The organism is Pelagerythrobacter sp. Soil_C_18, assembly GCF_057657235.1.
On the sequence record NZ_JBDGIU010000001.1, the window covers coordinates 356,486 to 381,403 of the forward strand.

Consider the following 24,918-nt stretch of genomic DNA (forward strand, 5'->3'; position numbering starts at 1 on the left):
CATCAAACGCGCCCGCCCTTCCAGACCACGCGGCCGATCACCTCGACTTCGTCGCGGGCGAGGTCGATCGCGGCGTAAGCCTTGTTCAGGCTGATGAGGGCGATGCGGCCGGGGGTGCTGGCCTGGAGCTGCTTGACGTGGAGCGCGTCGCCGATGCGGACCACGTGGATGCCCTCGTGGCCGCGCTTGTTGCGGTCGACGAAGATCTCGTCGCCGCTGCGCAGGAGCGGTTCCATCGAATCGCCCTCGACCCGGATGGCGGTGAGGTCGGCGCCGTCGAGCCCCATTTCGCGCAGCCAGCGGGGCGAGAAGCGGAAGGCGTCGAAGGGGATCTCCTGCGCGCCGAGCGCGCCCGGCCCGGCGGAGGCGTCGAGCGAGAGGCGCGGCACCTCGACCCAGTCAGCGGCCGGATTCGCATAGGATTTTTCCGCCGGCGCGCCGAGTTCCGATTCAGCCACGCCGAAGAACTCGGCGAGCGTGCGCCGATCCTCCTCCTCCAGCTTGCGCGGGCTGCCCTTGCGGACGAACTGCTGGAGATACGTAGGGTTACGGCCGATGAGCTGCGACAGGCCGGCCAGGCTCGCCCCGTGATCACGGGCAAGCTCGAGCAGGCGCTGGCGCGTGTCGGTCATGACGAGATCCATGGTCGCAACATTTTTCCCGTATAGACGATGTATTTTTCCTAGACAAGTAGGATTTCAAATGGAACGAATCAGGAACGCACAGTTTCCGAGTCGCCCATCACCACCTGTCGGGGAGAGCCATGCTGATCCGATCCGTCGAAAAATTCCTCCGCGCGCACGACATCGCGGCGACCAAGTTCGGCCGCCTCACGATGCAGGACCCGCGCTTCGTATTCGATCTGAGAAACGGCCGCGAACCGCGCGCCGAAACCGAGGCGCGCATCCGCGCCTTCATGGCCGCCTACCAGGCCGCGCCGGAGACTGCTCATGCCGCGTGATCCCCTCCCGCCCCGCCGCACCACTGCCGACCGGCTGCGCGCGGCCCTGCTCGATCTCGCCCGGAACACGGCCACGGTGGTGACGCACCGCGAGACGGCCTGGGCGAGCGTGACCTTCGAAGGCTCCCGCCACACCGTGACGCTGCGCTTCGATGGACGCGAGGCGGTCGCGGCCGGCGAGCATGTCATCGCCGCCATGCCCGAACACGAGTTCACGATCCTCGGCCAACTCGTCGCCGATGCCACCGTCACCCGGGTCGATCACATCCTGTTGCCTCAGCCGCAAATGACGGTCGAGTGCGAGCTCCTGCTGCTGGTGGACGCATGATCATTCACTATCCCCCACCGCCCAGGCCGGGCTGGATTCCCGCCCGCGTGGTCCATGCCGGAGGGCTAACCCGCGCTCTCGCGCCGGATCACGAGGTTGCGGATCTCGCTCATGTCCTCCATCGAGAAGCGGATGCCCTCGCGCCCGAGGCCGGAATCCTTGACCCCGCCGTAGGGCATGTTGTCGACGCGGTAGCTGGGGACGTCGTTGACGATCACGCCGCCGACCACGAGCCGGTCCCATGCGTCGAGGACCTTGTGGATGTCGCGCGCGAACACACCGGCCTGGAGGCCGAAGCGCGTATCGTTCACCCGTTCGAGCGCCTCGCCAAAATCGGTGAAGCTGGAGAGATTGGCGAGCGGGCCGAACGCCTCCTGCCGGTTGGCATCGCAGCCTTCCGGGACGTTCTCCAGCAGCGTGGCCTCGAGCATGTTGCCCTCGCACCCACCGCCGCACAGCAGGGTGGCGCCGGCCTCTATGGCGGCATCGATCCAGCCCTTGAGGCGGCTTGCCTCCTTCTCCGAGATCATCGGGCCAATGAAGGTCTTCGGGTCTTTCGGATCGCCCGCGACGAGACTCTTGGTCTTCTCGACCAGCCGGGCCTTGAACGCGTCGTAGATGTCCTCGTGAACGATGATCCGCTGCACGCCGATGCAGCTCTGCCCGGACTGGTAGAAGGCGCCGAAGACAATCCGCTCGAGCGCATGGTCGAGGTCGGCATCGCGGTCGACGATCACCGCCGCGTTCCCGCCGAGCTCGAGCACGACCTTCTTCTTGCCCGCCCTCGCCTTGAGCGCCCAGCCGACCTCGTCCGAGCCGGTGAAGCTCAGCAGCTTCAGCCGTTCGTCGGTGGTGAACAGGTCCGCTCCGTCGCGCCGCGCGGGCAGGATCGAGAAGGCGCCTTCGGGCAGGATGCTGCACTCGGCAAGCACGTCGCCGATGATCAGCGCGCCGAGCGGGGTGAGGCTGGCCGGCTTCATCACGAAGGGGCAGCCCACTGCGATCGCCGGCGCGATCTTGTGCGCGGCGAGGTTGAGCGGGAAGTTGAACGGCGAGATGAAGCTGCACGGCCCGATCGGCACGCGCTTCCACATGCCCATATAGCCCTTCGCGCGCGCCGAGATGTCGAGCGGCTGGATCTCGCCGTAGTTCCTGACCGCTTCTTCCGCCGCGATGCGGAAGGTATCGATCAGCCGCGTGACCTCGCCCTCCGCATCGTTGATCGGCTTGCCCGCCTCGACGCACAGGGCATAGGCGAGCTCGTCGAACCGCTCGCGGAAGCGGTCGACACAGTGCTGGAGCACGGCCTGCTTCTCGTAACTCGCGAGTCGCGCCATCGGCTCGGCCGCGCGGACCGCGCCGGCGATCGCCTCCTCGATCACCTCGGGCGTGGCGAGCGCGGTGCGGAAGGCGAGCTTTCCGGTGTACTTGTCGGTCACCTCGAGATCGGTGTTCGGCTGCGCCGCCTTGTTGTTGAGGTAGAGCGGGTACGTGTCCTTGAGCTTCGGCATTCGATCCTCCTGCCCGATCAATCCCTGCCGCGGCCGATGGGTCCGCGCTCAGTATCCGCGCGCGGGGTCGAAGATCGGTTCGAGCGGTTCGCCGGCGACGTAGCGGCGGCAGTTGGCAAGGAAGCGCTCGGCCGAGCGCGCGAACATCCGGCTCTGCGCCCGGCCCGAGAGGTGCATGGTGACATGCGCGTTGCCGAGCGACCACAGCTTGTGGTCGGCCGGCAGCGGCTCGGGCGTCGTGACGTCGAGGAAGGCGCCGCCGATGCGCTTGTCCTCCAGCGCGGCGACGAGCGCGTCCTGATCGACCACCGCGCCGCGGGCGATGTTCACCAGCACCGCGTCTTCCTTCATCGCCGCCAGTTCCTCGGCGCCGATCATCGCGTCCGTCTCCGGCGTGGCGGGGACGGCGAGGATCACCCAATCGAACTCGCCAAGCCGCGCGCGCCACTCGTCCGGCCTGAGCACGCCTTCTCCGCCCGAACGGCGCACGACCGAGACCTCGACCTCGAACGCCTCCAGCCGCGGCTTGATGAGCTTGCCGATGGCGCCATAGCCGAGCAGCAGCGCCTTGCTGCCGGCGAGCTCGCGCTTGCCCGGCGAGTCCATCAGCCACTCATGCCGCTCCTGCGCGCGGACGACTTCGCGGTAGCCCTTGGCCATCGTCAGCATGCCCATGACGACGTATTCCGCGATGGTGATGGCGTTGATGCCGGCGCCGTTGGTGATCGTGACCCCGCGCTGCTGCAGCAGATCGAGCGGCAGGAAATCGAGCCCGGCGTAGATCGAGTTGAGCCACCGCAGCTTCTCCGCCCGCCGCACCGCCTCGGCCATCGGGTCCTTCGCGTCGAGGTCGAACCACCCGATCTCCGCCTCGGGCGCGAGCGCGTGCAGTTCCTCGATCGATGTGTACCAGCGCGGCTCGATCCCGGCCGGCAACTGCGCCTCCACCAGCGGGCGGATCAGGCCGGAAAGAACGGCGATGGTCATAGTTTCCACTCCCAGCCTAGCGGATCGCCGTCCATCACCTCGACGCCCTTGGCCGCCAGCTCCTCGCGGATCGCATCCGAGCGGGAGAAGTCCTTCGCCGCGCGGGCGTCGCGGCGGCGTTCGAGGGCGTCTTCCACATCGTCCTCGTCCAGTTCAGCGTCCTTGGGGCGCAGCCGCAGGTCGGTGCGGGTGAGGTCGAGCAGGCCGAGGCCGAGCACCGAATCCATCTCCGCGATCGCCGCGCGCCGGGCCGCGGGGTCGATCTTCTTCGCCGCTATCGCTTCCTCGAACGCGGTCAGCGCGAGAGGTGTGTTGAGATCGTCGGACATGGCGGCATCGAACCGGTCGAGGAACGGCGCGAGGCGCGGGTGGCGCGGATCGCCGCCTTCCTCCGCATCGCCGAAGCGTTCGGCGGCGAGCACCATACGCTTGAGGCGCGTCAGTGCGGCACCGAGGCCCTCCCACGAGAACTCCAGCTCGCTGCGGTAGTGCGCCTGGAGGCACATCAGGCGGTAGGCGAGCGGGTGGTAACCCTTCTCCACCAATAGCGGCAGGCGCAGGAATTCGCCGGCCGACTTGGACATCTTGCCCGACCGCTCGACCAGGAAGTTGTTATGCATCCAGATACGCGCGCCGCTGGCGAGCGGATCGTCGAGGCCATTGGTGCAGCAGCGCGCCTGGTTCTGGGCGATCTCGTTCGGGTGGTGGATCTCGCGGTGGTCGATGCCGCCGGTGTGGATGTCGAACGGGAAGCCGAGCAGCGCCTCGCCCATCACCGAGCATTCGAGGTGCCAGCCCGGAGCGCCGCGGCCCCAGGGGCTGTCCCATTCCATCTGGCGCGTCTCGCCTGGCGGCGTCTTGCGCCAGATGGCGAAGTCGGCCGCGTTGCGCTTGCCTTCGACCGCCTCGATCCGGCTTTCGCCCTCCTCCGTCTTCGCGCGGGCCAGCCGGCCGTAGTCGGCGACCGTCGAGACGTCGAAGTAGAGGCCGCTGTCGAGCTCGTAGCAATGCTTGTCCGCGATGGATTCGGCGAACGCGATCATCTGCGGAACGTAGTCGGTGGCGATCGACCAGTGCGCGGCCTCGGGCTTGCCCGCTTTCATCGGCCCCCGGATGTTCAGCGCCTTCACGTCGGCCCAGTAGGCCTCGGTGTAGTGCTTCGCGATGTCCCAGATCGACCGGGCGTTCTCGGCCGCGGCCTTCTCCAGCTTGTCCTCGCCCGCGTCGGCGTCGTCGGTCAGGTGACCAACGTCGGTGATATTGATGACGTGGGTGAGCGTATAGCCCTTCCAGCTCAGCGTGCGGACGAGCACGTCGGCGAAGACGTAGGCACGCATGTTGCCGATGTGCGGGTAGTTGTAGACGGTCGGTCCGCAGGAATAGACCCGTGCTTCGCCGGGGTGGACGGGCTCGAAGGTCTCGAGCTGACGGGTCAGCGAGTTGAAGAGCTGAAGAGGCGCGCCGGTCATCGCCGCAAGCCTTGGCCCGCGCGCGGGCTTGCGGTCAAGCGCCGAAACCCTGCCAGCGGATCGCCTCTTCCAGCGGAGCGCGGGCGACGGAGAAGCTGTTCACCGGCGCCTCCGGGTCGCGCCAGCCGATGGCGAGGCCGCAGAAGAAGGTGTGATCCTCCGGTATCTCGACCACTTCGCGGATTTGAGGGGAATAGACCGCCCAGGCCTCCTGCGGGCAGGAGTCCAGCCCCTCCTCGCGCAGGAGGAGCATGATCGTCTGCAGCCACATGCCCACGTCGGACCACTGCGGCGGACCCATATATTTCGGCGTGTGGACCAGCATCAGCACAGGCGCCCCGAACGCGCGGAAATTGTTGGCGAACCATTGCAGGCGCTGCGCCTTGTCCTCGCGCGCGACGCCGAGCGCGCCGTACATATCCTCGCCCACGCCGAACCGGCGGGCTTCGTAAGCGCCATCGAGTTCGGGCGGGTAGATATGATACTCGGGCGCGTGCGCGGCGCGGCCCTTGGGAAACTCCTCAGCGATGCGCGCGAACAGCCGTTGCAGCGGTTCGCCGGTAAGCACGAGCCCGTGCCACGGCTGCGTATTCCCGCCCGACGGCGCACGCTGCGCCTTCTCCAGCACGCGCTCCAGAACGGCGCGATCGACCGGCTTGTCGAGAAAGGCGCGGACGGAGCGGCGGCTGGCGACAGCTTCGGAGACGTTCACGACCTGATCACTCCGCCTCGAACAGCCCGGCGAGCTGCTCGATGATCGTGCCGCCCAGTTGCTCGACGTCCATGATCGTCACCGCGCGCTTGTAGTAGCGGGTGACGTCGTGGCCGATGCCGATGGCGACGAGCTGGACCGGCGACTGCTTTTCGATCCAGTCGATCACGCGCCTGAGGTGACTTTCGAGGTAGCCGGCGTTGTTCACGCTTAGCGTCGAATCGTCGACCGGCGCGCCGTCCGAAATGACCATCAGGACCCGGCGATCCTCCGACCGGCCAAGCAGGCGCTGGTGCGCCCAGAGCAGCGCCTCGCCGTCGATGTTCTCTTTCAGCAGCCCTTCGCGCATCATCAGGCCGAGGTTGCGGCGCGCGCGGCGCCAGGGCTCGTCGGCCTTCTTGTAGACGATGTGGCGCAGGTCGTTGAGGCGGCCGGGCTGCGCCGGCTTGCCGTCCGCGAGCCAGGCCTCGCGGCTCTGCCCGCCCTTCCACGCGCGGGTGGTGAAGCCGAGGATCTCCGTCTTGACGCCGCACCGCTCGAGCGTGCGCGCGAGGATGTCGGCGCTGATCGCCGCGATCGAGATCGGCCGCCCACGCATCGAACCCGAATTGTCGATCAGCAGGGTGACGATCGTGTCCTTGAATTCCTGGTCGCGCTCGATCTTATAGCTCAGGGAATGGCCGGGGCTGACGACCACGCGCGCCAGCCGCGCCGCATCGAGCAGCCCTTCTTCCTGATCGAAATCCCAACTGCGGTTCTGCTGCGCCATGAGCCGCCGCTGGAGCCGGTTGGCGAGCCGGGTGACGACCGACTGGAGGCCGGTCAGCTGGCTGTCGAGATAGGCACGCAGCCGGTCGAGCTCTTCGGCGTCGCACAGCTCGTTTGCCTCGATCACTTCGTCGAACTTGTCGGTGAAGTACTTGTATTCGAAATCGCCCGGAATGTCGGTCCACGGCCGGTTGGGGCGTACGGGCAACATGCCCTCCTCGCCCTCCTCGGAGGAGTCGCCGTCGGCCATCTCATCGCTTGCCTCGGCGTCGCCTTCGGTTTCGCCTTCGCCCTCGCTCGGCTCGCCGGCGATCTCGGTGGACTGCGGCTCGGCTTCGCCGCTGTCGTCGCCCTCGTCCTCATCCTCGTCCTGATCGAGACCGTCTTCCTCGTCACCCTCCTCGTTGTCGCCGTTCTCGTTGTCCTCGGCGCGCGTGAGTTCGAGGTGGCGCAACATATCGAGCGCAAGAGACTGGAACGCCTTCTGATCGTCGAGCGAAAGCGCGAGCGCCTCCAGATCCGGCTCGGCCCGCGCCTCGATGAATTCGCGAACCATTTCGACGCCGGCCTTTGCCCGTTCGGGAATCGGCGCGCCGGTCAGCCGCTCGCGCAGGATCAGGCCGAGCGCGGTCTGGAGCGGAACGTCGGTTTCGCTCTGCGCGCGCGTGATCGGGTCGCTAGCGGTGCGCAGTTCCACCGCGGCATCAAGGTTCTCGCGTACGCCGCTGAAATTGTTCGCGCCGAGTGCCTCATAGCGGATCTGCTCCGCCACGTCGTAGCAGGCGCGCGCAACCGGCTCCGACGGTGCGCCGCGCGCGTGCAGCGCGCCATTATGGTGGCGCAGCTTGAGCGCGAAACTATCGGCGAAACCGCGCGCCTCGCGCGCCTGCTCGGGCGGCAGGGTGCGGCCGGGGAGCGGCACGCGGAAGTTCTTGCCGTTGGCCGCGGGTGCATCCGCGCTCCACGCAACCTCGACCTCCGGCTCGCGCGCGAGCGCCCGCGCCGTTCCGGTTAGCGCCTGCTTGAAGCAGTCGAGGGGCGTCTGATCGGCCATTGTCTTCTATGCACGAGCCCCTGCGAAAACATGATCCCCCGCGAAGGCGGGGGTCTCAGGCCATATGCCGAGCGCCGGTGGCACGAGGTCCCCGCCTTCGCGGGGACTCGGGCAGAAAGTCATCATATGATTTTCTGCCCGGTCTTCGCCCAGTCGGCGAGGAACCCTTCGATGCCCTTGTCGGTCAGCACATGCTTGAACAGCCCGCGGATTACGCTTGGCGGCATGGTCGCCACGTCGGCGCCGATCCGGGCGCTTTCGAGCACGTGGACCGGGTGCCGCACCGAGGCGACGAGGATTTCCGTGTCGAACTGATAGTTATTGTAGATCAGGCGGATATCGCTGATAAGCTCCATCCCGTCGAACCCGTTGTCGTCATGGCGGCCGACGAAGGGCGAGATGAAGCTCGCCCCGGCCTTCGCCGCGAGCAGCGCCTGGTTGGCCGAGAAGCACAGTGTCACGTTGACCATCGTGCCATCGCCGGTCAGCGCCTTGCAGGTCTTGAGCCCGTCGATCGTCAGCGGCACCTTGATGCACACGTTGTCGGCGATCTTGCGGAGGACTTCGGCCTCCTTCATCATCGTCTCGTGGTCGAGCGCGACGACTTCGGCGCTGACCGGGCCGTCGACCAGGCCGCAGATCTCCTTGGTCACTTCCATGAAGTCGCGGCCGGACTTGGCGATCAGCGAAGGATTGGTGGTGACGCCGTCGAGCAGGCCGGTCGCGGCCAGGTCCTCGATTTCGGCAGTGTCGGCGGTGTCGACGAAAAACTTCATGGTGGGCTCCGATTGGCGATTCCCGCCCGCATTAGCCAAGCGGCGCAGCGGGGGCTAGGCCTTCCCGGTTCACACGGGCAGGCAACAAACCGGACATTTCGCCGTTCGCCGCCTTGCCGCCTCCGCCCCCTCGCTCTCATATGGGCGCGATCGTATGAACCGCGTCCGCCTCCTCGTCTTCAACGCCGCGCTCGGCGCGCTCGATTACTCGGTGCCGCCGGGCATGACGGTCGCGCCGGGATCGGTCGTGGTCGCTCCGCTCGGCCCGCGCCAGATCGTCGGCGTCGTGTGGGATGAAGAGCGGCTGCCCGCGAACTCCGTTCCCGAGAGCAAGCTGCGCCCGCTGATCGAGGTGCTACCGGTCCCGCCGCTCGGGCCGGCGCTGCGGCGCCTGATCGAGTGGACGGCGGATTACTACTGCGCCCCGCTTTCCTCCGTGGCACGCATGGTCATTTCCAGCGGCGGCGCGCTGCGTGGGCCGGCGACGATGACCGAATATCGCCTGACCGGCGGCATGCCCGAGCGGATGACGCCGCAGCGCGAGCGCGCGATGGAGCTGCTCGAAGGCGAGCAGGCGACGATCCGCGAACTGGCCGAACTCGCAGGCGTTTCCGACGCAGTGTTGCGCGGTCTCGTCAACCAGGGCGTGCTCGAGCCGGTCATGGTCGATTGCGACCGGCCCTATCCGCGCGGCGATCCCGACCATGCCCAGCCCGAGCTGTCGCCCGAGCAGGACGCGGTTGCAACGCGGTTCGTCGAAGCGGTCGAGGCACGCGCGTTCGCGCCTTTCCTGCTCGACGGCGTAACCGGTTCGGGCAAGACCGAGACCTATTTCGAGCCCGTCGCCGCCGCGCTGCGCGCCCGCCGACAGGTGCTTGTCCTCCTGCCCGAGATCGCGCTGACCGAAGCATTCCTGCGCCGGTTCGAAGGCCGCTTCGGCGTTCCGCCGGTCGTCTGGCACTCCTCGCTGAAATCGACCGAGCGGCGGCGCGCGTGGCGCGCAATCGCCAGCGGGGAAGCGCAAGTGGTCGTCGGCGCGCGATCCGCGCTGTTCCTTCCTTATGCGAACCTGGGCCTGATCGTGATCGACGAAGCGCACGAGGTCAGCTTCAAGCAGGACGAAGGGGTGCGCTACAACGCGCGCGACGTCGCCGTCATGCGCGCCCGGTTCGAAAGCATCCCGGTGATCCTCGCCAGCGCGACGCCCGCGCTCGAGAGCCTCCAGATGGCGGAGAGCGGCATTTACGAACGGCTCGAACTGCCGAGTCGCTTCGGGGCCGCCGAACTGCCCGCGATCGAAACCCTCGACCTGACCGAGGAACCGCCCGAGCGCGGCCGCTGGCTCGCGCCGCGGCTGGCGGAGGAGCTGGCCGTGCGGCTGGAGCGCGGCGAGCAGTCGCTGCTGTTCCTCAACCGCCGCGGCTATGCCCCGCTGACGCTGTGCCGCAACTGCGGCTTCCGCTTCCAGTGCCCCAACTGCACCGCCTGGCTGGTCGAGCACCGCTTCAGCCGCCGGCTCGCCTGCCACCACTGCGGACACGAGACACCCCCGCCCGCGAACTGCCCCGAGTGCGGCGAGCCCGACTGCCTCGTCGCCTGCGGCCCCGGTGTCGAGCGGATCGCGGACGAAGTCGCCGAAATCCTCCCCGAAGCGCGCGTCGCGGTGGCGACCAGCGACACGCTCAACTCGCCCGAGAAAGCCGCGGAGTTCGTCTCGCAGGTCGAAGGGGGCGCGATCGACGTGATCGTCGGCACCCAGCTCGTGACCAAGGGATTCCACTTTCCCGAGCTGACGCTGGTGGGCGTGGTCGACGCCGACCTTGGCCTCGAAGGCGGCGATTTGCGCGCTGCCGAGCGAACCTATCAGCAGATCGCCCAGGTCGCGGGGCGCGCCGGGCGCGGCGACAAGCCCGGGCAGGTGCTGATCCAGACGCGCCACCCCGAGGCAGCCGTGATCGCTGCGCTCGCAGCGGGGGACCGCGACGCCTTCTACGCCGCCGAAACCGAAGGCCGCCGCCACGCGGGCGCGCCGCCTTTCGGCCGCTGGGCCGCCATCATCGTCTCGAGCGAGGACGAGGCCGAAGCCAAGGAAGCCGCCCGCGCCATCGGCGGCACGCGCCCCGACCTGCCCGATATCGCCATCCTCGGCCCCGCCCCCGCCCCGCTCTCGCTCCTGCGCGGCCGCTACCGCTACCGCCTGCTCCTCAACGCCCGCCGCAGCGCGCAGCTGCAGGACGTGATCCGCCAATGGCTCGGCGCCCTGAATTTCCCGCGAGGCGTGCGCGTGAGCGTGGATGTCGACCCGTACAGTTTCGTCTAGGAGATTCGATCATGCTGACCGTCCATCATCTGCGCATTTCGCAGTCCGAGCGTATCGTCTGGCTGTGCGAGGAGCTGGGGATCGAATACGCGCTCAAGCTCTATATGCGGCGGGAGGACAACAATCTCGCGCCCGACGAGTACAAGGCGCTGCACCCGATGGGGATCGCCCCGGTCATCACCGATGGCGATCTGACGCTCGGCGAAAGCGGGGCGATCTGCGAATATATCGACCGTAAGTACGGCGGCACGAAGCTGTCGCCCGGGGTCGATCACCGGGATTTCGTGGGCCACCTGTTCTGGTTCCACTTCGCCAACGCGACCTTCATGACCAACGGCATGATGACGCTGATCGCCGGCCGGATGGGCGAGGTGCCCGAATTCGTCACCGACCGCGTCAAGCGGGCCTGGGCGCTGGCCGAGGCCCGCTTGAGCAAGGCGGAATTCTTCGGCGGCTCGCAGCTCACCACCGCCGACATCATGATGGGTTTCAACCTCACCACCTCGCGCCTGTTCGGCGGCGCGAGCCTCGATCCCTATCCCAATATCGCCGCCTATCTCCAGCGGATCGGGCGGCGCGAAGCCTATCGCCGGGCAATGGAGAAGTGCGAGCCCGGCGTGACGCCCAAGCTGGACTAATCGGCGTAGCTGGGCGTTCCGCCCGCAAGCACGCGTTCGGCCTCGTGCCCGAGCATCGCCATCGCCGCCGCCCAAGGCTGGTGCCCGTGGCTGATCCGCGCGACGCCGAGCGCCGCCAGCGCCGCGCGATCGCCGCAGGGAGGGGACCAGAGCACGTTGACCGGCAGCGGCGAACCCTCGCAGATCGCGGCGATGCATTGCGCGTCGGAGAGGAAGGGAACGAACAGCCCGCCCGCGCCGGCATCGGCATAGGCGCGCGCGCGTTCGAGTGTTTCGGCAACCAGCGCCTCCCCCTCGGCGGCGACATCGCGCCCGCGGAACACGTCGCAGCGGGCGTTGACGAACAGCCCGGTCGAGGCGGCGCCGGCCACGCGTTCGGCCTGCTCTGCAAGCGGGACCAGCGCGTCTTCGCCCGGCAGCCGGTCCTCCATATTGATGCCCGCCGCGCCCGCATCGCGCGCACGGGCGACCGAGGCGGCGACCTCGTCCGGTGTATCGCCGTAGCCCGACTCCATATCGATCGAGACCGGCAGGTCGGTGACCGACACGATCCGCTCGAGGTTCGCCAGCACGAGGTCGAGCGGCACGGTCTCTCCGTCGGTGAGCCCAAGCGACTCGGCCACTCCGTAGCTGCCGGTGGCGATCGCATCGGCGCCCGCTTCCGCGACGACGCGGGCCGAGCCGGCATCCCAGATGTTGAACAGCACCAGCGGGTTGCCCGGTGCGTGCAGGACCCGGAATTGTTCGATCTTGCTCATCTATTTCGTTCCTTCGCGCTTCAGCAGTTCACGTTTGATATCGAGTCCGTAGGCATAGCCGCCGAGATCGCCATCGCTTCGGATGACGCGGTGACAGGGGATGAGCACGGCGACGTTGTTGCGCGCGTTGGCGCTGCCGGCGGCGCGGACCGCCCTGGGATTGCCCGCCGCCGCCGCGATGTCGGCGTAGCTGCGCGTCTCGCCCGGCGGGATTTCGCGCAGCGCCTTCCAGCACGCTTCCTGAAATGCCGTGCCCTTCACGTCGAGCGGGATGTGCGCGAAATCGCCGGGCGATTCGACCGAGGCGATGACCTCGGCCAGCAGCTTCTCGAATTCGGCGCCGCCCTGGACGAGATCGGCATTCGGGAAGCGGCGGTGCAGTTCGGCCTCGTCCTCGTCGAACGAAAGGCGGCACACACCATTATCCGTGGCGGCGACGAGCATCGGCCCGATCGTCGTCGGGACGACCGCCCAATGGATCGTGACTCCCCTGCCCCCGTCGGCCCATGCGCTCGGCGCCATGCCCAGCCTCCCTTTCGCATCGTCGTAGAACCGCGACGGGCCCGAATAGCCCGCCTCGTAGATCGCCTCGGTCACGCTCGTTCCGCCGCTCAGCGCGTCGCGGACGCGCTCGGCGCGCAAGGCGCGGGCGTAGGCGGCGGGCGAGAGGCCCGTCGCACGCTTGAACACGCGCTGGAAGTGGCTCGGCGAATAGCCGGTGAGCTGGGCGAGCTCGTCGAGCGAGGGTGTGCCGTCCGTTCCGTCGACCCCTTGCTTGATCTCGTCTATCGCGGCCAGCACCGCAGCCTCGTCGCGCGCGACGTTGTCGGGCAGGCACCGCTTGCACGGGCGCAGCCCGGCCGCTCGCGCCTCTGCTCCGCTGGCGAAGAAGCGCACGTTCTCGCGGCTCGGATGACGCGCCGCGCACGAGGGGCGGCAATAGATGCCGGTGGTGAGCACGCCGGTCACGAAACGGCCGTCGAAGCTGCGGTCGCGCCGCTGGACCGCGGCCCAGGCAAGATCGTCGGTAAGCATGTCAGTGCTCCTCATAACGCTCGATCCGCGCGGCGAAACAGCCATGCTTCGCGTTGTGCGCATCGATATAGGCAATGTCCCCGTCTTTCAGGAGGTCGCGAATTGCGGCGTCGGCGTCGTCCTCCAGCGCAAGCGAGGCGCGGTGCAGCAGGCCTGCCGCGTTGTAGCCGCGCAGTGCGATCGGCCGCGCGCGCAGGACTGGCGGCAGGCGGTCGACGAACTCGGCGGCGCGGTCCGCCTTCCGCCGGACATAAATGGCAAAGGTATTGCGGTAAGGCGTGTCGACCGCGTGGTTGGTGAAGTTCGTGAGGAGGATCTCCTCTCCCGGCGCGGCGTCCTCGAGGCTGACGCGGCAGGGGTAGTATCCGCCCGCCCCCGCCGTCAGGCGCTGCGAGAGCGAGAGGGCCAGCGCGCCTCCCTCCATGGCGAAGCGGTCTGCAAACTGCGCGGGATCGAGCCCGCGAATGCGATAAGTCATGACAAGCGATCCTTTCGTGTGTCGGCCACTCAGATGCGCGCACTTGAGGACCGCTGCATCCCGGACCTTGCGGTCAAAACAGGGAGTCCCCTAGAAGCCGTGCAGATGATGCGCCTGCTCACCCTGGCCGCCGCGCTGCTTGCGCTGTTCCTTCCCGCCGCGGCCCAGGCCGATCCGGCCGATATCGACGCGGCTGCACGCGGCGTGGTGCGGGTGGTGATCATCGGCACCGACGGGCAGGAGGTCTTTCCGGTAAGCCACGGGACCGGCTTTGCCGTCTCGCCCGCGAAGATCGTGACCAACGCGCATGTCGTGCGCGAGGCGTTGCAGGACGATACGCTGCGCATCGGCATCGTCCCGAGCGAAGGCGGCGAAGCGGCGGCCTATGCCCGGCCAATCGCCGTTTCCCCCAGCAACGATCTCGCGCTCGTCGAGATCACGGGCGAGCTGCGCCTGCCACCGCTGACCGTCGCGGCCGGGCCGGTGCGCGACGGCGAGGTGTCGGCGGTCGGTTATCCGATGAACGTCGACCGGGCACAGGGGCTCGGGATGGAGGACATCTTCCATTCACAGCCGCCGGTGAAGAGCCGCGGGTTCATCTCGGGCCAGCGGCCGAGCCGTCTGTTCGACACCATCCTTCACACCGCGCCGATCGCACGCGGCAACTCGGGCGGGCCGCTGCTCGACGGGTGCGGACGGGTGATTGGTGTCAACAGCTTCGGCACCGACTCGGACGGGTCGGACGGGGAATTCTACTTCGCGGTCTCGACCCGCGAGCTGCTGCCCTTCCTTCAGGCGAACGACGTCGAGCCGCGCGTGACCGAACTGCCCTGCCGCAGCCTCGAGGACCTGAACGAGGCCGAGCGGACCCGGGTCGAGCGCGAGCAGGCGGAGGCGCGCCAGCAGCTCGCCGCCCGCACCGCCGAGACGCGCGAGGAACGGCAGCGCATCGAGGACGAGGCGCGCGAATCGGTCCAGACCGACCGTGAGAACGCGATGGCCCTCGCCTTCCTTCTTACCTTGGTCGCCGCCGGCGCGGCCTTCGCCGCATGGCAGGCGCGGCAGGAAGGCGAGAGTGGCGAGCGCAAGCTGATGATCGCCGGCACGATCTGCGCGATCGCAGCGATCGCGGCGCTGGCGCTCTGGTTCACCCGCCCCGGCCTCGACGAAGTCAGCCGGCGTGTCGCCGCTGCGATGAACGGGAGCGGCGACACGCCGGACGCGCCGGGCGCCGATGCGACCGGCGACGGCATGCTGGTCTGCACGCTCGACCTCTCGCGCAGCCGCATCGTCGGCGCGCCGGACCGCGAGCTCGAATTCTCGTGGCGAGAGGACGGCTGCGTCAACGGCCGCACACAGTACGGCTTCTCCGGTGGGACCTGGTCGCGCGTGTTCGTGCCGGACGAGGAGGATACCGTCTCGGTCAACCAGTTCGATCCGGCGACCGGCACGTTTCGCAATGATCGCTATCTCCTCGGCCGCGGCGCGATGACGGAGGCCCGCGCCGCGCGCGATGCCTATACGCCGCCCCAGTGCGGCGCGCCCGAGGCCGCGAGCAACGTCGCCGATCTGCAGTCTGGCGTGACCAGCCTGCTCCCCGCGGCGCCGAACGAGCGACTGGTCTATTCCTGCGAGGCAAAGCGATAAGGTACTACGGCCGGGGGCCGAGTCGGGTTGCATCGCAGCAAGGCCGGTGCTAGGCGCGCGCCAGCTTTGCCGGGTGCGGTCCGTCCGCTCATACCGGCATGGCGATGCACCGCTATTTTCCGGACCTTCAAAGGACGAGAGACGCGTGGAGATTTCCGCCGGTATTCAGGCTAGCCTGTCAGGGCGTTATGCCTCGGCATTATTCGACCTTGCCGCCGAGCAAGGCACGGTCACGGCCGTCGAATCGGACCTTGCCAAGCTGTCCGAGGCACTCGCCGAATCGAGCGATCTGCGCGCCGCGACCACCAACCCCGAGCTCAGCCGCAAGGCGCAGGGCGCGGCCATGGCCGGCCTCGTGAAGCTGCTCGGCCTCAGCGAGTTGACCGGCAACTTCCTCGGCGTGCTCGCCGCCAACCGCCGGCTGGGTAAGCTGCCCGCGATCATCCGCGCCTTCCGCGCGATCGCCGCCGCGCAGCGCGGGGAGGTTACGGCCGAAGTCACCAGCGCCCACGCGCTGACCGACGCGCAGCTTGCCGCGCTCAAGGACAAGTTGACCGCGCGCGAAGGGCGCACGGTCCTGCTCGACACCAGCGTCGATCCCGACCTCCTCGGCGGGCTGGTCGTCACCATCGGTTCGAAGCGGATCGACGGCTCGATCCGCACCCGCCTCAATTCTCTTGCCCAAGCCATGAAGGGCTGACGCCAAAAGGCTCGAAGGAAGACACGAACATGGAAATCCGCGCCGCAGAAATCTCCAAGGTCATCAAGGACCAGATCGCCAACTTCGGCACCGAAGCCGAAGTCAGCGAAGTCGGCTCCGTCCTTTCGGTCGGTGACGGCATCGCCCGCATCCACGGCCTCGACAAGGTTCAGGCCGGCGAGATGGTCGAATTCGCCAACGGCGTTCAGGGCATGGCGCTCAACCTCGAGGCCGACAACGTCGGCGTCGTGATCTTCGGCTCCGACGCCGAGATCAAGGAAGGCGACACGGTCAAGCGCACGGGAACGATCGTGGACGTGCCGGTCGGCCGGGGCCTGCTCGGCCGCGTGGTCGACGCGCTGGGGAATCCGATCGACGGCAAGGGCCTGATCGAAAGCACGGAGCGCCGCCGCGTCGAGGTCAAGGCGCCCGGCATCATCCCACGCGAGTCGGTTTCCGAACCGGTCCAGACCGGCCTCAAGGCGATCGACGCACTCGTGCCCGTCGGCCGCGGCCAGCGCGAGTTGATCATCGGCGACCGCCAGACCGGCAAGACCGCGGTCGCGATCGACACCTTCATCAACCAGAAGGAAGCCAACCAGGGCGACGACGAAGGCAAGAAGCTCTACTGTATCTATGTCGCCGTCGGCCAGAAGCGCTCGACCGTCGCGCAGATCGTCCGCCAGCTCGAGGAAAACGGGGCGATGGAATATTCCATCGTCGTCGCCGCGACCGCTTCCGAGCCCGCGCCGCTGCAGTACCTTGCGCCCTACACCGGCTGCGCGATGGGCGAGTTCTTCCGCGACAACGGCATGCACGCTGTGATCGTGTACGACGACCTTTCCAAGCAGGCCGTCGCCTATCGCCAGATGTCGCTGCTGCTGCGCCGCCCGCCGGGCCGCGAAGCCTATCCGGGCGACGTGTTCTACCTTCACAGCCGCCTGCTCGAGCGCGCGGCCAAGATGAACAAGGCCGAAGGCGGCGGTTCGCTGACCGCGCTGCCGATCATCGAAACGCAGGCGGGCGACGTGTCGGCCTACATCCCGACCAACGTGATCTCGATCACCGACGGCCAGATCTTCCTCGAGACCGGCCTGTTCTATCAGGGCGTTCGCCCGGCCATCAACGTCGGCCTCTCGGTCAGCCGCGTCGGCGGCGCCGCGCAGACCAAGGCGATGAAGAAGGTCTCCGGCTCGATCAAGCTTGAGCTCGCGCAGTACCGCGAGATGGCCGCCTTCGCGCAGTTCGGCTCGGACCTCGACGCCGCGACGCAGAAGCTGCTCAACCGCGGGGCGCGCCTGACCGAGCTGCTCAAGCAGCCGCAGTTCAGCCCGATGCCGTTCGAGGAGCAGACCGTCTCGATCTTCGCCGGCACCACCGGCTATCTCGACGCGATTCCGACGAACCGGGTGACCGAGTATGAGGCCGCGATGCTGAGCTACATGCGCAGCGAACACGCCGACGTGCTCAAGGACATCCGCGAGAGCGGCAAGTTCGAGGACGATGTGAAGAACCGCACGGTGAAGGCGCTCGACACCTTCGCCAAGCAGTTCGCTTAAGGGCCGTCGCCCCGGCGAAAGCCGGGGTCTCGTGCCGCTAGGTACGATCTGGATGATAGCTACCCCGGCTCCCTGGGGTGACGAGAAAGAGAAACGAGAGTGGCTTCACTCAAGGAACTCAAGGGCCGGATCAACTCGGTCAAATCGACCCAGAAGATCACCAAGGCCAAGCAGATGGTCGCGGCGGCGAAACTGCGCAAGGCGCAGGCCGCGGCGGAAGCCGCGCGCCCTTATGCCGAGCGGCTTTCGGCGGTCATGGCCTCGCTCGCGGGCAAGGTCGGCGATAGCGATAGCGCGCCCAGGCTGCTGGCTGGTACCGGGTCGGACAAGCGCCACCTGCTGGTGGTAGTCAACACCGACAAGGGCCTGTGCGGCGGTCTCAACGCCAACGTGGTCAAGGCGGCCAAGATCAAGGCGCGCGCGCTGATTGCCGAGGGCAAGGACGTCACGTTCTACCTCGTCGGCAAGAAGGGCCGCGCACCGATCAAGCGCGACTATGCCGACCGAATCGAGCAGAACTTCGACACCAGCACGGTGCGCGATCCGGGCTTCGGTGAAGCCGAAGCGATCGCCGACGAATTGATCGCGATGTACGAGGCGGCCAAGTTCGACGTCGCCCACCTCGTCTATCCGGTGTTCAAGTCCGCGCTGGCACAGGACCCGACGGTGCAGCAGTTGATCCCCGTCCCCGCCCCACGCGCGGAAACGGAATCCAGCGCTTCTGAGGCGGTGGTCGAATACGAGCCCGACGAGGAAGCGATCCTCGAGGAATTGCTGCCACGCTACGTCAAGACGCAGGTGTTTGGCGCACTGCTGGAAATCGCCGCTTCCGAACAGGGCGCGTCGATGACCGCGATGGACAACGCAACGCGCAACGCGGGCGAACTGATCAACAAGCTCACCATCCAGTACAACCGCAGCCGCCAGGCCGCGATCACCACCGAACTCATCGAAATCATCGCCGGCGCCGAAGCGCTCTAAGGCCAGCTACCGGAACACTATCGTGAAAAAGATCGCTCTCCTCCTCCCCGTCCTCGTCCTCGCCGCCTGCGGCCAGGAACCGGCGCCCGAACCGGCGCCGACGCAGACCCCCACTGCGCCCGCAACGCCGTCGCTGCCAGCGCCGGATCAGGAGCTCCTCACCGGCATTCTCGCCGAGGCATGCCCCGAGCTCAAGCCGGTCAACACCGCCGTCTGCAAGCGCGCCGGGTTCGGTTCGACCGACGTGATCTGCGAATACGGCCTCGGCGAAGACGAATATCTCCGCAACAAGGCGACGCTTACGTCCGGCGAAGGCGAGTGGGTACTCGCCGATCCCGAAACCGTTTGCGCCCAATAACCCGCTAGGCAGGACAGACATCATGGCCACCGCACCTGTACTCAACCAGACCACGAATGGCACCATCAGCCAGGTCATCGGCGCCGTCGTCGACGTGACCTTCGAAGGTGAGCTGCCGGCGATCCTCTCCGCGCTCGAAACGAAGAATGGCGACAACACGCTGGTGCTCGAGGTTGCGCAGCACTTGGGCGAGAACACCGTCCGCACGATCGCGATGGATGGCACCGACGGTCTCGTCCGCGGCCAGGAAGTGGTCAGCACCGGTTCGCAGATTACGGTTCCCGTCGGCCCGAAGACGCTGGGCCGCATCATGAACGTGATCGGTGAGCCGATCGACGAGCGCGGCCCGATCGGGGCCGAGCAGCGCGCGCCGATTCACGCCGAAGCCCCGCTGTTCGTCGACCAGTCGACCGAAGCGGCGATCCTCGTCACCGGCATCAAGGTTATCGACCTGCTCGCGCCCTATGCGCGCGGCGGCAAGATCGGCCTGTTCGGCGGCGCCGGCGTGGGCAAGACCGTGCTCATCCAGGAGCTGATCAACAACATCGCCAAGGGCCACGGTGGCGTTTCGGTGTTCGCCGGCGTGGGTGAGCGTACCCGCGAGGGCAACGACCTCTATCACGAGTTCCTCGACGCCGGCGTCATCGCCAAGGACGCCGAGGGCAACGCGACCAGCGAAGGTTCCAAGGTGGCCCTCGTGTTCGGCCAGATGAACGAGCCCCCGGGCGCCCGCGCCCGCGTCGCGCTCTCGGGCCTGACCATGGCGGAATACTTCCGCGACGAGGAAGGGCAGGACGTGCTGTTCTTCGTCGACAACATCTTCCGCTTCACCCAGGCGGGTTCGGAAGTGTCGGCGCTGCTCGGCCGTATTCCTTCGGCGGTGGGCTACCAGCCGACCCTGTCGACCGACATGGGCAACCTGCAGGAACGCATCACCTCGACCAACAAGGGCTCGATCACCTCGGTCCAGGCGATCTACGTGCCCGCGGACGATCTTACCGACCCGGCGCCGGCGACCTCGTTCGCCCACCTCGACGCGACCACCACGCTGAACCGCGCGATCTCCGAGCTGGGCATCTACCCGGCCGTCGACCCGCTCGACTCGACCAGCCGCGTGCTCGAGCCGCGCGTCGTGGGCCAGGAGCACTACGATACCGCGCGCAGGGTTCAGGAGACGCTGCAGAAATACAAGAGCCTGCAGGACATCATCGCCATTCTGGGCATGGATGAGCTGTCGGAAGAGGATAAGATCACCGTCGCCCGTGCGCGCAAGATCCAGCGCTTCCTCAGCCAGCCGTTCCACGTGGCCGAGGTGTTCACCAACATCCCCGGCGAATTCGTGCAGCTTGAGGACACGATCAAATCGTTCAAGGCGGTCGTCGAAGGCGAGTACGACCACCTGCCGGAAGCCGCCTTCTACATGGTCGGCGGCATCGACCAGGTCATCGCCAAGGCCAAGAAGCTGGCCGACGAGGCGTAAGCAAATAGCCCTCTCCCCTCGAGGGGAGAGGGTTGGGAGAGGGGGACTCGCGCTGCACCCCCTCTCAACTCCGACTAGCCGCTGACGCGGCAAGTCTGCGTATCTCTCCCCTGAAGGGGAGAGAGATATGAGGTAGACGATGGCACTGCATTTCGAACTCGTGACCCCGGCAAAGCTCGTCCGCAGCGAGGACGTCCACATGGTTGTCGTCCCCGGCGCGGAAGGCGAGTTCGGCGTGCTGGAAGGCCACGCACCGTTCATGTCGACGATCCGCGACGGCGCCGTGCAGGTCTACAAGACCGAAGGCGCCGCGCCGGAAGAGATCCAGGTCCGCGGCGGCTTCGCCGAAGTGGGCGAGAACGGCCTCACCGTCTTGGCGGAGCGCGTGGAAGGCTGACGGCCTTCGACGGATCGGAACCGAAGAGGGGCGGCTGCGAAGCCGCCCTTTTTGTGCCACCCTTCGCCATCCTACTCCCGCCGGACCCTCGTGACGGCCCCCGCCCAGCGCACGCGACGAACGCTCCGCACCATCGTTAATGCCGGCGTCACAATTTCGCGCTCATGCGGAAGGCGTGATTTCCGCCCTTCCCTTCCGGCTGGCTCTGCTCGCCGCGGTCCTCCTCGCGCTCGTGTCCTGCGGACCGCGGGTGGACATCCACTATATCCCCACGCCCGAGCCCGTGGTCGAGGCCATGCTGGAAATGGCCGAGATCGGCGAAGGGGACGTGCTCTACGATCTCGGCTCCGGCGACGGCCGCATTCCGATCACGGCCGCGAAGCGGTTCGGCGTCCGCGCGGTCGGGATCGAGATCGATCCGCAGCTCATCAAGGTCGCGCGGCGGAACGCCGAGGAAGCAGGCGTCTCCCATCTGGTGGAATTCCGCGAGTCCGACCTGTTCGCGACCGACTTCTCCGATGCCGACGTGGTGACACTCTATCTAGGCGACATGCTCAATCTGCGCCTGCGGCCGCAACTGCTCGAACAGCTCGAACCCGGCGCGCGCGTGGTGAGCCACGACTTCAACATGGGCGACTGGACGCCCGAGGAACGCCGCGTGGTCGCGAACCGCCCGGTCTTCAAATGGACCGTGCCTGAAACCTTCATCCCCGGCTTCGGCGGCGTGGACTAGCGCTTCCCGCGCGTCCGGGAGACATCAGGCCTTCCCCTTCTCCGCTTTCTTCTTCTTCATCGTGTCGTGGAATCGGTCGGCCCAGCCGGGCTTCACCAGTTGTTCGCCGCGGACCATGCGCAGCTCGCCGTCCGCAACGTCGCGGCTGACGGCGCTGCCGGCCGCCACGATCGCATCGGCCCCGATCTTCACCGGCGCGATCAGCGCGCTGTTCGAGCCGATGAAAGCGCGCGGGCCGATCACCGTCTTATATTTGAAGTAGCCGTCGTAGTTGCAGGTGATCGTGCCCGCGCCAATGTTGGCGCCCGCCCCCACCTCGGCATCCCCGAGGTAGGTCAGGTGGTTGGCCTTGGCGCCCTCGCCCAGCACCGCCTTCTTCATCTCCACGAAGTTGCCGACCTTGCTGCCCTTGTCCATCACCGCGCCCGGGCGTAGCCGCGCGAAGGGGCCAACTTCGCAGCCAGGTCCGATCGAGGCGCCCTCGATATGGCTGAACGCGCGGATCGTCGCGCCATCGGCAACCTTGGCACCGGGGCCGAACACCACGCTGGGCTCGATCGTCACGTCCCGTCCGATCTCCGTATCCCAACTGAAGAACACCGTCTCGGGCGCCCGCAGCGAGGCGCCGTTCGCCATCGCCTCCTCGCGCTTCAGCGCCTGCCACTGGGCCTCGGCGCGGGCGAGCTCGGCGCGGCTGTTAATGCCCGCAACCTCGTCCGGATCGTCGGTCACGACCACCGCGCTGTGCCGCCCGTCGGCGTTCGCGACGTTGACCACATCGACGAGGTAGTACTCGCCCTGGCTGTTGTCGTTGCCCACCCGTGCCAGCAGGTCGAACATATCCGCCGCCCGCGCCGCCATCAGCCCTGAATTACAGAGCTGGCAGGCGCGCTCCTTCTCGTCCGCATCCTTGTGCTCGACCATCTTCGTGATCCGCCCGTCCGCATCGGCGATCACGCGGCCGTACTGCAGTGCATCGGCAGGTTCGAACCCGAGCACGACCACCGCGGGCTTGTCCTCTGCATGAAGCCGGTCGAGCATCATCCGCATGGTCTGCGCGCGCACAAAAGGCACGTCGCCGTAGAGGATCAGCACGTCGCCCTCGAACCCTTGGAGGCTCGCCTGCGCCTGCTGCACCGCATGGCCGGTGCCGAGCTGCGGCTCCTGCAGGCAGGCCTCCGCACGGTCGCCGAGCGCCGCTTCGAGCTGCTCGCGCCCGCTGCCGACGACGACGACCGTCTTCGCGGGAGCGAGCTCCGCAGCCGAGGCCATCAGGTGATCGAGCATCGGACGGCCGGCGATCGGGTGGAGGACCTTGTGCAGATCCGATTTCATGCGGGTACCCTTGCCCGCGGCGAGGATGATCGTGGCAAACTCTCTCATGCGCGCGGCCATGCCAGCAAACGCTTGCGGTTTGAAGAACCATCCGTCAGGTCGTGCCGCATGGCGGATTTCCCCTTCGACATCGTCGGCTTCGATCTGGACGGCACACTGCTGGAGACGCACCGCGATCTCGGCGCCGCGGTCAACCATGCGCTCGCGCTCGGCGGCTTCGCCAGCGTGCCGGCGGACAGCGCCAAGGACCTGATCGGCGGCGGTGCCAAGATCATGCTCAAGCGCGCGATCGACGATCAGGGCGGTCTGCCCGAGGACGAGTTCCACACGCTCTACAAGCAGATGCTCGCCTTCTACGGCGACAATCACGCGGTCCACACGCGGCCCTACCCCGGCGCGGTCGAGATGCTCGACGAGCTGGTCGCGCGCGGCGTGCGGGTAGGCGTGGTGACCAACAAGTTCGAACAGTTCGCGCGCGCCATTCTCGGCACGCTGGAGCTGGTCGACCGGTTCGACTGCGTCATCGGCGGCGACACCATGGGCAAGGGGCGCGCCAAGCCGGCGCCGGACCCGATCCTGCACGCGCGCGAATGCTGCGGCGGCGGGCGCATGGTCTATATCGGCGACAGCTCCTACGACGTGCGCGCCGCCCGCGCGGCGGAAGTTCCGGTGATCGCCGCCTGCTACGGCTACTGCGACAAGCCGCGCGACGAGCTCGGCGCCGATGCCTCGATCGATTCCCTTAGCGAACTGATCCCGGTGCTGGAGAGGCTCTGAGGCCCCGCGCCGCCTATAACGTCATGCAATCAGGCGAATCGCCAGTGGCCTGAGACCCCCGGCCTGCGCTGGGCTCCCGCCCCCGTTGCCCCTACGGCATCGCGCCCCATCGCACATGCAGTTGCATCGCCGGGCGGAACCTGCCACCCCGCGCGCGGATTGACGCACACGTAAGGCCGCGCGGCCACAGGAGGACATGCCATGACCATCTCGTTCAAGGACAAGGTTGCCATCGTCACCGGAGCCGGCGGCGGTCTGGGCAAGGAATATGCGCTCGAGCTCGCCCGGCGCGGGGCGAAAGTCGTGGTCAACGACCTCGGCGGCTCACGCGACGGCACCGGCTCGTCAGACGCGGCGGCGCAAGTGGTCGAGGAAATCGAACGCGCCGGCGGCGAAGCGATCGCCAACGGCGGCTCGGTCACCGAATACGAACAGATGGAAAAGCTGGTCGCCGACGCCAAGCAGAAGTGGGGCGGCATCCACATTCTGGTCAACAACGCCGGCGTGCTGCGCGACAAGACCTTCGCCAAGATGGAACCGGCCGACTTCGAATTCGTGGTCAAGGTCCACCTGACCGGCTCCGCATTCGCCACCAAGGCCTGCTGGGAAACCTTCCGCGAGCAGGCCTACGGCCGCGTGCTGATGACCGCGAGCTCGACCGGCCTGTTCGGCAACTTCGGCCAGGCGAACTACGGCGCGGCCAAGCTCGGCCTCGCCGGCCTGACCAAGACGCTCCAGCTCGAAGGCGCGAAGTACAACATCAAGGTCAACACGCTCAGCCCGGTCGCCGGCACGCGCATGACCGAGGACCTGTTCCCCGAGGAAGCGTTCAAGCTGTTCGACCCGGTGAACGTGGTCCCCGCCGCGCTCTTCCTGGTGAGCGAGGATGCCCCGACGAACGCCATCGTCGGAGCCGGCGCAGGCGGCTTCCACTCCGCCTGGGTGATGATGAACGACGCCGTCTGGCTGAAGGAAGAGGACCGCACCGTCGAAGGCTTCGCCGCCAATTGGGACAAGATCGGCGCGATGAGCAACCTCCACGCCCCGCAGTCGGGCGCCGAGCAGTCCGCCGCGATCCTGAAAGCAATGCAGGGCGTCCTCGGCAGCGGCGCCGCGCCGTCGTCAGCGCGGGACTGATTCCACGCTGTATTGACAC

At 67.5% G+C, this 24,918-nt stretch carries 25 protein-coding genes; 14 read left to right on the forward strand and 11 right to left on the reverse strand.

All coding sequences use genetic code 11. The annotated features are described in order from the left end of the window. Window positions 1–2: 2 nt before the first annotated feature. Entirely contained in the window at window positions 3–632 is a 630-nt protein-coding gene (locus AC3A5N_RS01510; protein ID WP_487735543.1) for a S24 family peptidase, read from the reverse strand. Window positions 633–763: 131 nt separating this feature from the next. Here AC3A5N_RS01510 and AC3A5N_RS01515 point away from each other — a divergent pair, with 131 nt between their 5' ends. Both AC3A5N_RS01515 and AC3A5N_RS01520 read left to right on the forward strand, forming a co-directional pair. Further along, window positions 764–961, forward strand: coding sequence for a hypothetical protein (locus AC3A5N_RS01515; RefSeq protein WP_487735544.1), 198 nt, complete (start codon window positions 764–766; stop codon window positions 959–961). Further along, window positions 951–1,289 (forward strand): hypothetical protein, encoded by a 339-nt coding sequence (locus AC3A5N_RS01520; RefSeq protein WP_487735545.1) that lies wholly within the window; start codon window positions 951–953, stop codon window positions 1,287–1,289. The genes AC3A5N_RS01515 and AC3A5N_RS01520 overlap by 11 nt, the downstream gene beginning before the upstream one ends. Window positions 1,290–1,354: 65 nt before the next feature. On the opposite strand, the gene AC3A5N_RS01525 is transcribed toward AC3A5N_RS01520, so the two are convergent. From AC3A5N_RS01525 to fsa, 6 genes are all read right to left on the reverse strand, one after another. Next, window positions 1,355–2,800, reverse strand: a complete 1,446-nt coding sequence (locus AC3A5N_RS01525) for an aldehyde dehydrogenase family protein (RefSeq protein WP_487735546.1) — start codon at window positions 2,798–2,800, stop codon at window positions 1,355–1,357. Window positions 2,801–2,848: 48 nt separating this feature from the next. Beyond that, window positions 2,849–3,787 carry a D-2-hydroxyacid dehydrogenase gene (locus tag AC3A5N_RS01530; RefSeq protein WP_487735547.1) on the reverse strand — a complete coding sequence of 313 codons (939 nt, stop codon included), beginning with the start codon at window positions 3,785–3,787 and terminating at the stop codon, window positions 2,849–2,851. Continuing rightward, the gene (cysS, locus tag AC3A5N_RS01535; protein WP_487735548.1) at window positions 3,784–5,256 is read right to left on the reverse strand and encodes a cysteine--tRNA ligase; all 1,473 of its coding nucleotides are present in this window, start codon (window positions 5,254–5,256) and stop codon (window positions 3,784–3,786) included. Before cysS ends, AC3A5N_RS01530 begins: the two co-directional genes overlap by 4 nt. 34 nt (window positions 5,257–5,290) lie before the next feature. Next, a complete protein-coding gene (locus AC3A5N_RS01540) occupies window positions 5,291–5,968 on the reverse strand; it encodes a nitroreductase (RefSeq protein ID WP_487735549.1) in 678 nt (225 codons plus the stop codon). Between the two features lie 7 nt (window positions 5,969–5,975). Next, entirely contained in the window at window positions 5,976–7,790 is a 1,815-nt protein-coding gene (cobT, locus tag AC3A5N_RS01545) for a cobaltochelatase subunit CobT (protein WP_487735550.1), read from the reverse strand. A 122-nt stretch (window positions 7,791–7,912) separates the two neighbouring features. After that, complete coding sequence (gene fsa / locus AC3A5N_RS01550; protein WP_487735551.1) at window positions 7,913–8,566, reverse strand: fructose-6-phosphate aldolase; 654 nt, start codon at window positions 8,564–8,566, stop codon at window positions 7,913–7,915. A gap of 154 nt (window positions 8,567–8,720) precedes the next feature. On the opposite strand from fsa, the gene AC3A5N_RS01555 reads away from it, so the two are divergent. Next, the gene (locus AC3A5N_RS01555) at window positions 8,721–10,886 is read left to right on the forward strand and encodes a primosomal protein N' (RefSeq protein ID WP_487735552.1); all 2,166 of its coding nucleotides are present in this window, start codon (window positions 8,721–8,723) and stop codon (window positions 10,884–10,886) included. Window positions 10,887–10,897: 11 nt separating this feature from the next. Continuing rightward, entirely contained in the window at window positions 10,898–11,524 is a 627-nt protein-coding gene (locus AC3A5N_RS01560) for a glutathione S-transferase family protein (protein ID WP_487735553.1), read from the forward strand. On the opposite strand, the gene AC3A5N_RS01565 is transcribed toward AC3A5N_RS01560, so the two are convergent. The 3 genes from AC3A5N_RS01565 to AC3A5N_RS01575 are packed head-to-tail and all read right to left on the reverse strand — an operon-like array spanning window position 11,521 to window position 13,795. Next, window positions 11,521–12,282: an isocitrate lyase/PEP mutase family protein gene (locus tag AC3A5N_RS01565; protein ID WP_487735554.1), complete on the reverse strand. Its 762-nt coding sequence runs from the start codon at window positions 12,280–12,282 to the stop codon at window positions 11,521–11,523. The two genes, AC3A5N_RS01560 and AC3A5N_RS01565, sit on opposite strands and share 4 nt — an antisense overlap. Next, complete coding sequence (gene ada, locus AC3A5N_RS01570; protein WP_487735555.1) at window positions 12,283–13,317, reverse strand: bifunctional DNA-binding transcriptional regulator/O6-methylguanine-DNA methyltransferase Ada; 1,035 nt, start codon at window positions 13,315–13,317, stop codon at window positions 12,283–12,285. 1 nt (window position 13,318) lies between these two features. Next, window positions 13,319–13,795, reverse strand: coding sequence for a DUF1203 domain-containing protein (locus AC3A5N_RS01575; RefSeq protein ID WP_487735556.1), 477 nt, complete (start codon window positions 13,793–13,795; stop codon window positions 13,319–13,321). A gap of 105 nt (window positions 13,796–13,900) precedes the next feature. Between AC3A5N_RS01575 and AC3A5N_RS01580 the strand changes: the two genes are divergently transcribed. From AC3A5N_RS01580 to AC3A5N_RS01615, 8 genes are all read left to right on the forward strand, one after another. Then, window positions 13,901–15,442, forward strand: a complete 1,542-nt coding sequence (locus tag AC3A5N_RS01580; RefSeq protein WP_487735557.1) for a trypsin-like peptidase domain-containing protein — start codon at window positions 13,901–13,903, stop codon at window positions 15,440–15,442. 145 nt (window positions 15,443–15,587) lie between these two features. Further along, a complete protein-coding gene (locus AC3A5N_RS01585; protein WP_487735558.1) occupies window positions 15,588–16,142 on the forward strand; it encodes a F0F1 ATP synthase subunit delta in 555 nt (184 codons plus the stop codon). 29 nt (window positions 16,143–16,171) lie between these two features. Beyond that, window positions 16,172–17,701, forward strand: coding sequence for a F0F1 ATP synthase subunit alpha (gene atpA / locus AC3A5N_RS01590; RefSeq protein WP_487735559.1), 1,530 nt, complete (start codon window positions 16,172–16,174; stop codon window positions 17,699–17,701). Window positions 17,702–17,800: 99 nt separating this feature from the next. Then, window positions 17,801–18,682 carry a F0F1 ATP synthase subunit gamma gene (locus AC3A5N_RS01595; RefSeq protein WP_487735560.1) on the forward strand — a complete coding sequence of 294 codons (882 nt, stop codon included), beginning with the start codon at window positions 17,801–17,803 and terminating at the stop codon, window positions 18,680–18,682. A 22-nt stretch (window positions 18,683–18,704) separates the two neighbouring features. Beyond that, on the forward strand, window positions 18,705–19,040 hold the full coding sequence (locus tag AC3A5N_RS01600) for a hypothetical protein (protein ID WP_487735561.1): 336 nt from the start codon (window positions 18,705–18,707) through the stop codon (window positions 19,038–19,040). A gap of 22 nt (window positions 19,041–19,062) precedes the next feature. Beyond that, entirely contained in the window at window positions 19,063–20,520 is a 1,458-nt protein-coding gene (atpD, locus tag AC3A5N_RS01605; RefSeq protein WP_487735562.1) for a F0F1 ATP synthase subunit beta, read from the forward strand. Window positions 20,521–20,659: 139 nt separating this feature from the next. Then, the gene (locus tag AC3A5N_RS01610) at window positions 20,660–20,917 is read left to right on the forward strand and encodes an ATP synthase F1 subunit epsilon (protein ID WP_487735563.1); all 258 of its coding nucleotides are present in this window, start codon (window positions 20,660–20,662) and stop codon (window positions 20,915–20,917) included. Window positions 20,918–21,092: 175 nt separating this feature from the next. Beyond that, a complete protein-coding gene (locus tag AC3A5N_RS01615; RefSeq protein WP_487735564.1) occupies window positions 21,093–21,650 on the forward strand; it encodes an SAM-dependent methyltransferase in 558 nt (185 codons plus the stop codon). Window positions 21,651–21,674: 24 nt separating this feature from the next. Here AC3A5N_RS01615 and glmU read toward each other — a convergent pair whose 3' ends face one another. After that, entirely contained in the window at window positions 21,675–23,033 is a 1,359-nt protein-coding gene (gene glmU / locus AC3A5N_RS01620) for a bifunctional UDP-N-acetylglucosamine diphosphorylase/glucosamine-1-phosphate N-acetyltransferase GlmU (RefSeq protein ID WP_487735565.1), read from the reverse strand. Between the two features lie 60 nt (window positions 23,034–23,093). Between glmU and AC3A5N_RS01625 the strand changes: the two genes are divergently transcribed. Both AC3A5N_RS01625 and AC3A5N_RS01630 read left to right on the forward strand, forming a co-directional pair. Next, a complete protein-coding gene (locus AC3A5N_RS01625) occupies window positions 23,094–23,762 on the forward strand; it encodes an HAD-IA family hydrolase (protein ID WP_487735566.1) in 669 nt (222 codons plus the stop codon). 201 nt (window positions 23,763–23,963) lie between these two features. Further along, entirely contained in the window at window positions 23,964–24,899 is a 936-nt protein-coding gene (locus AC3A5N_RS01630) for an SDR family NAD(P)-dependent oxidoreductase (RefSeq protein ID WP_487735567.1), read from the forward strand. Window positions 24,900–24,918 lie beyond the last annotated feature (19 nt).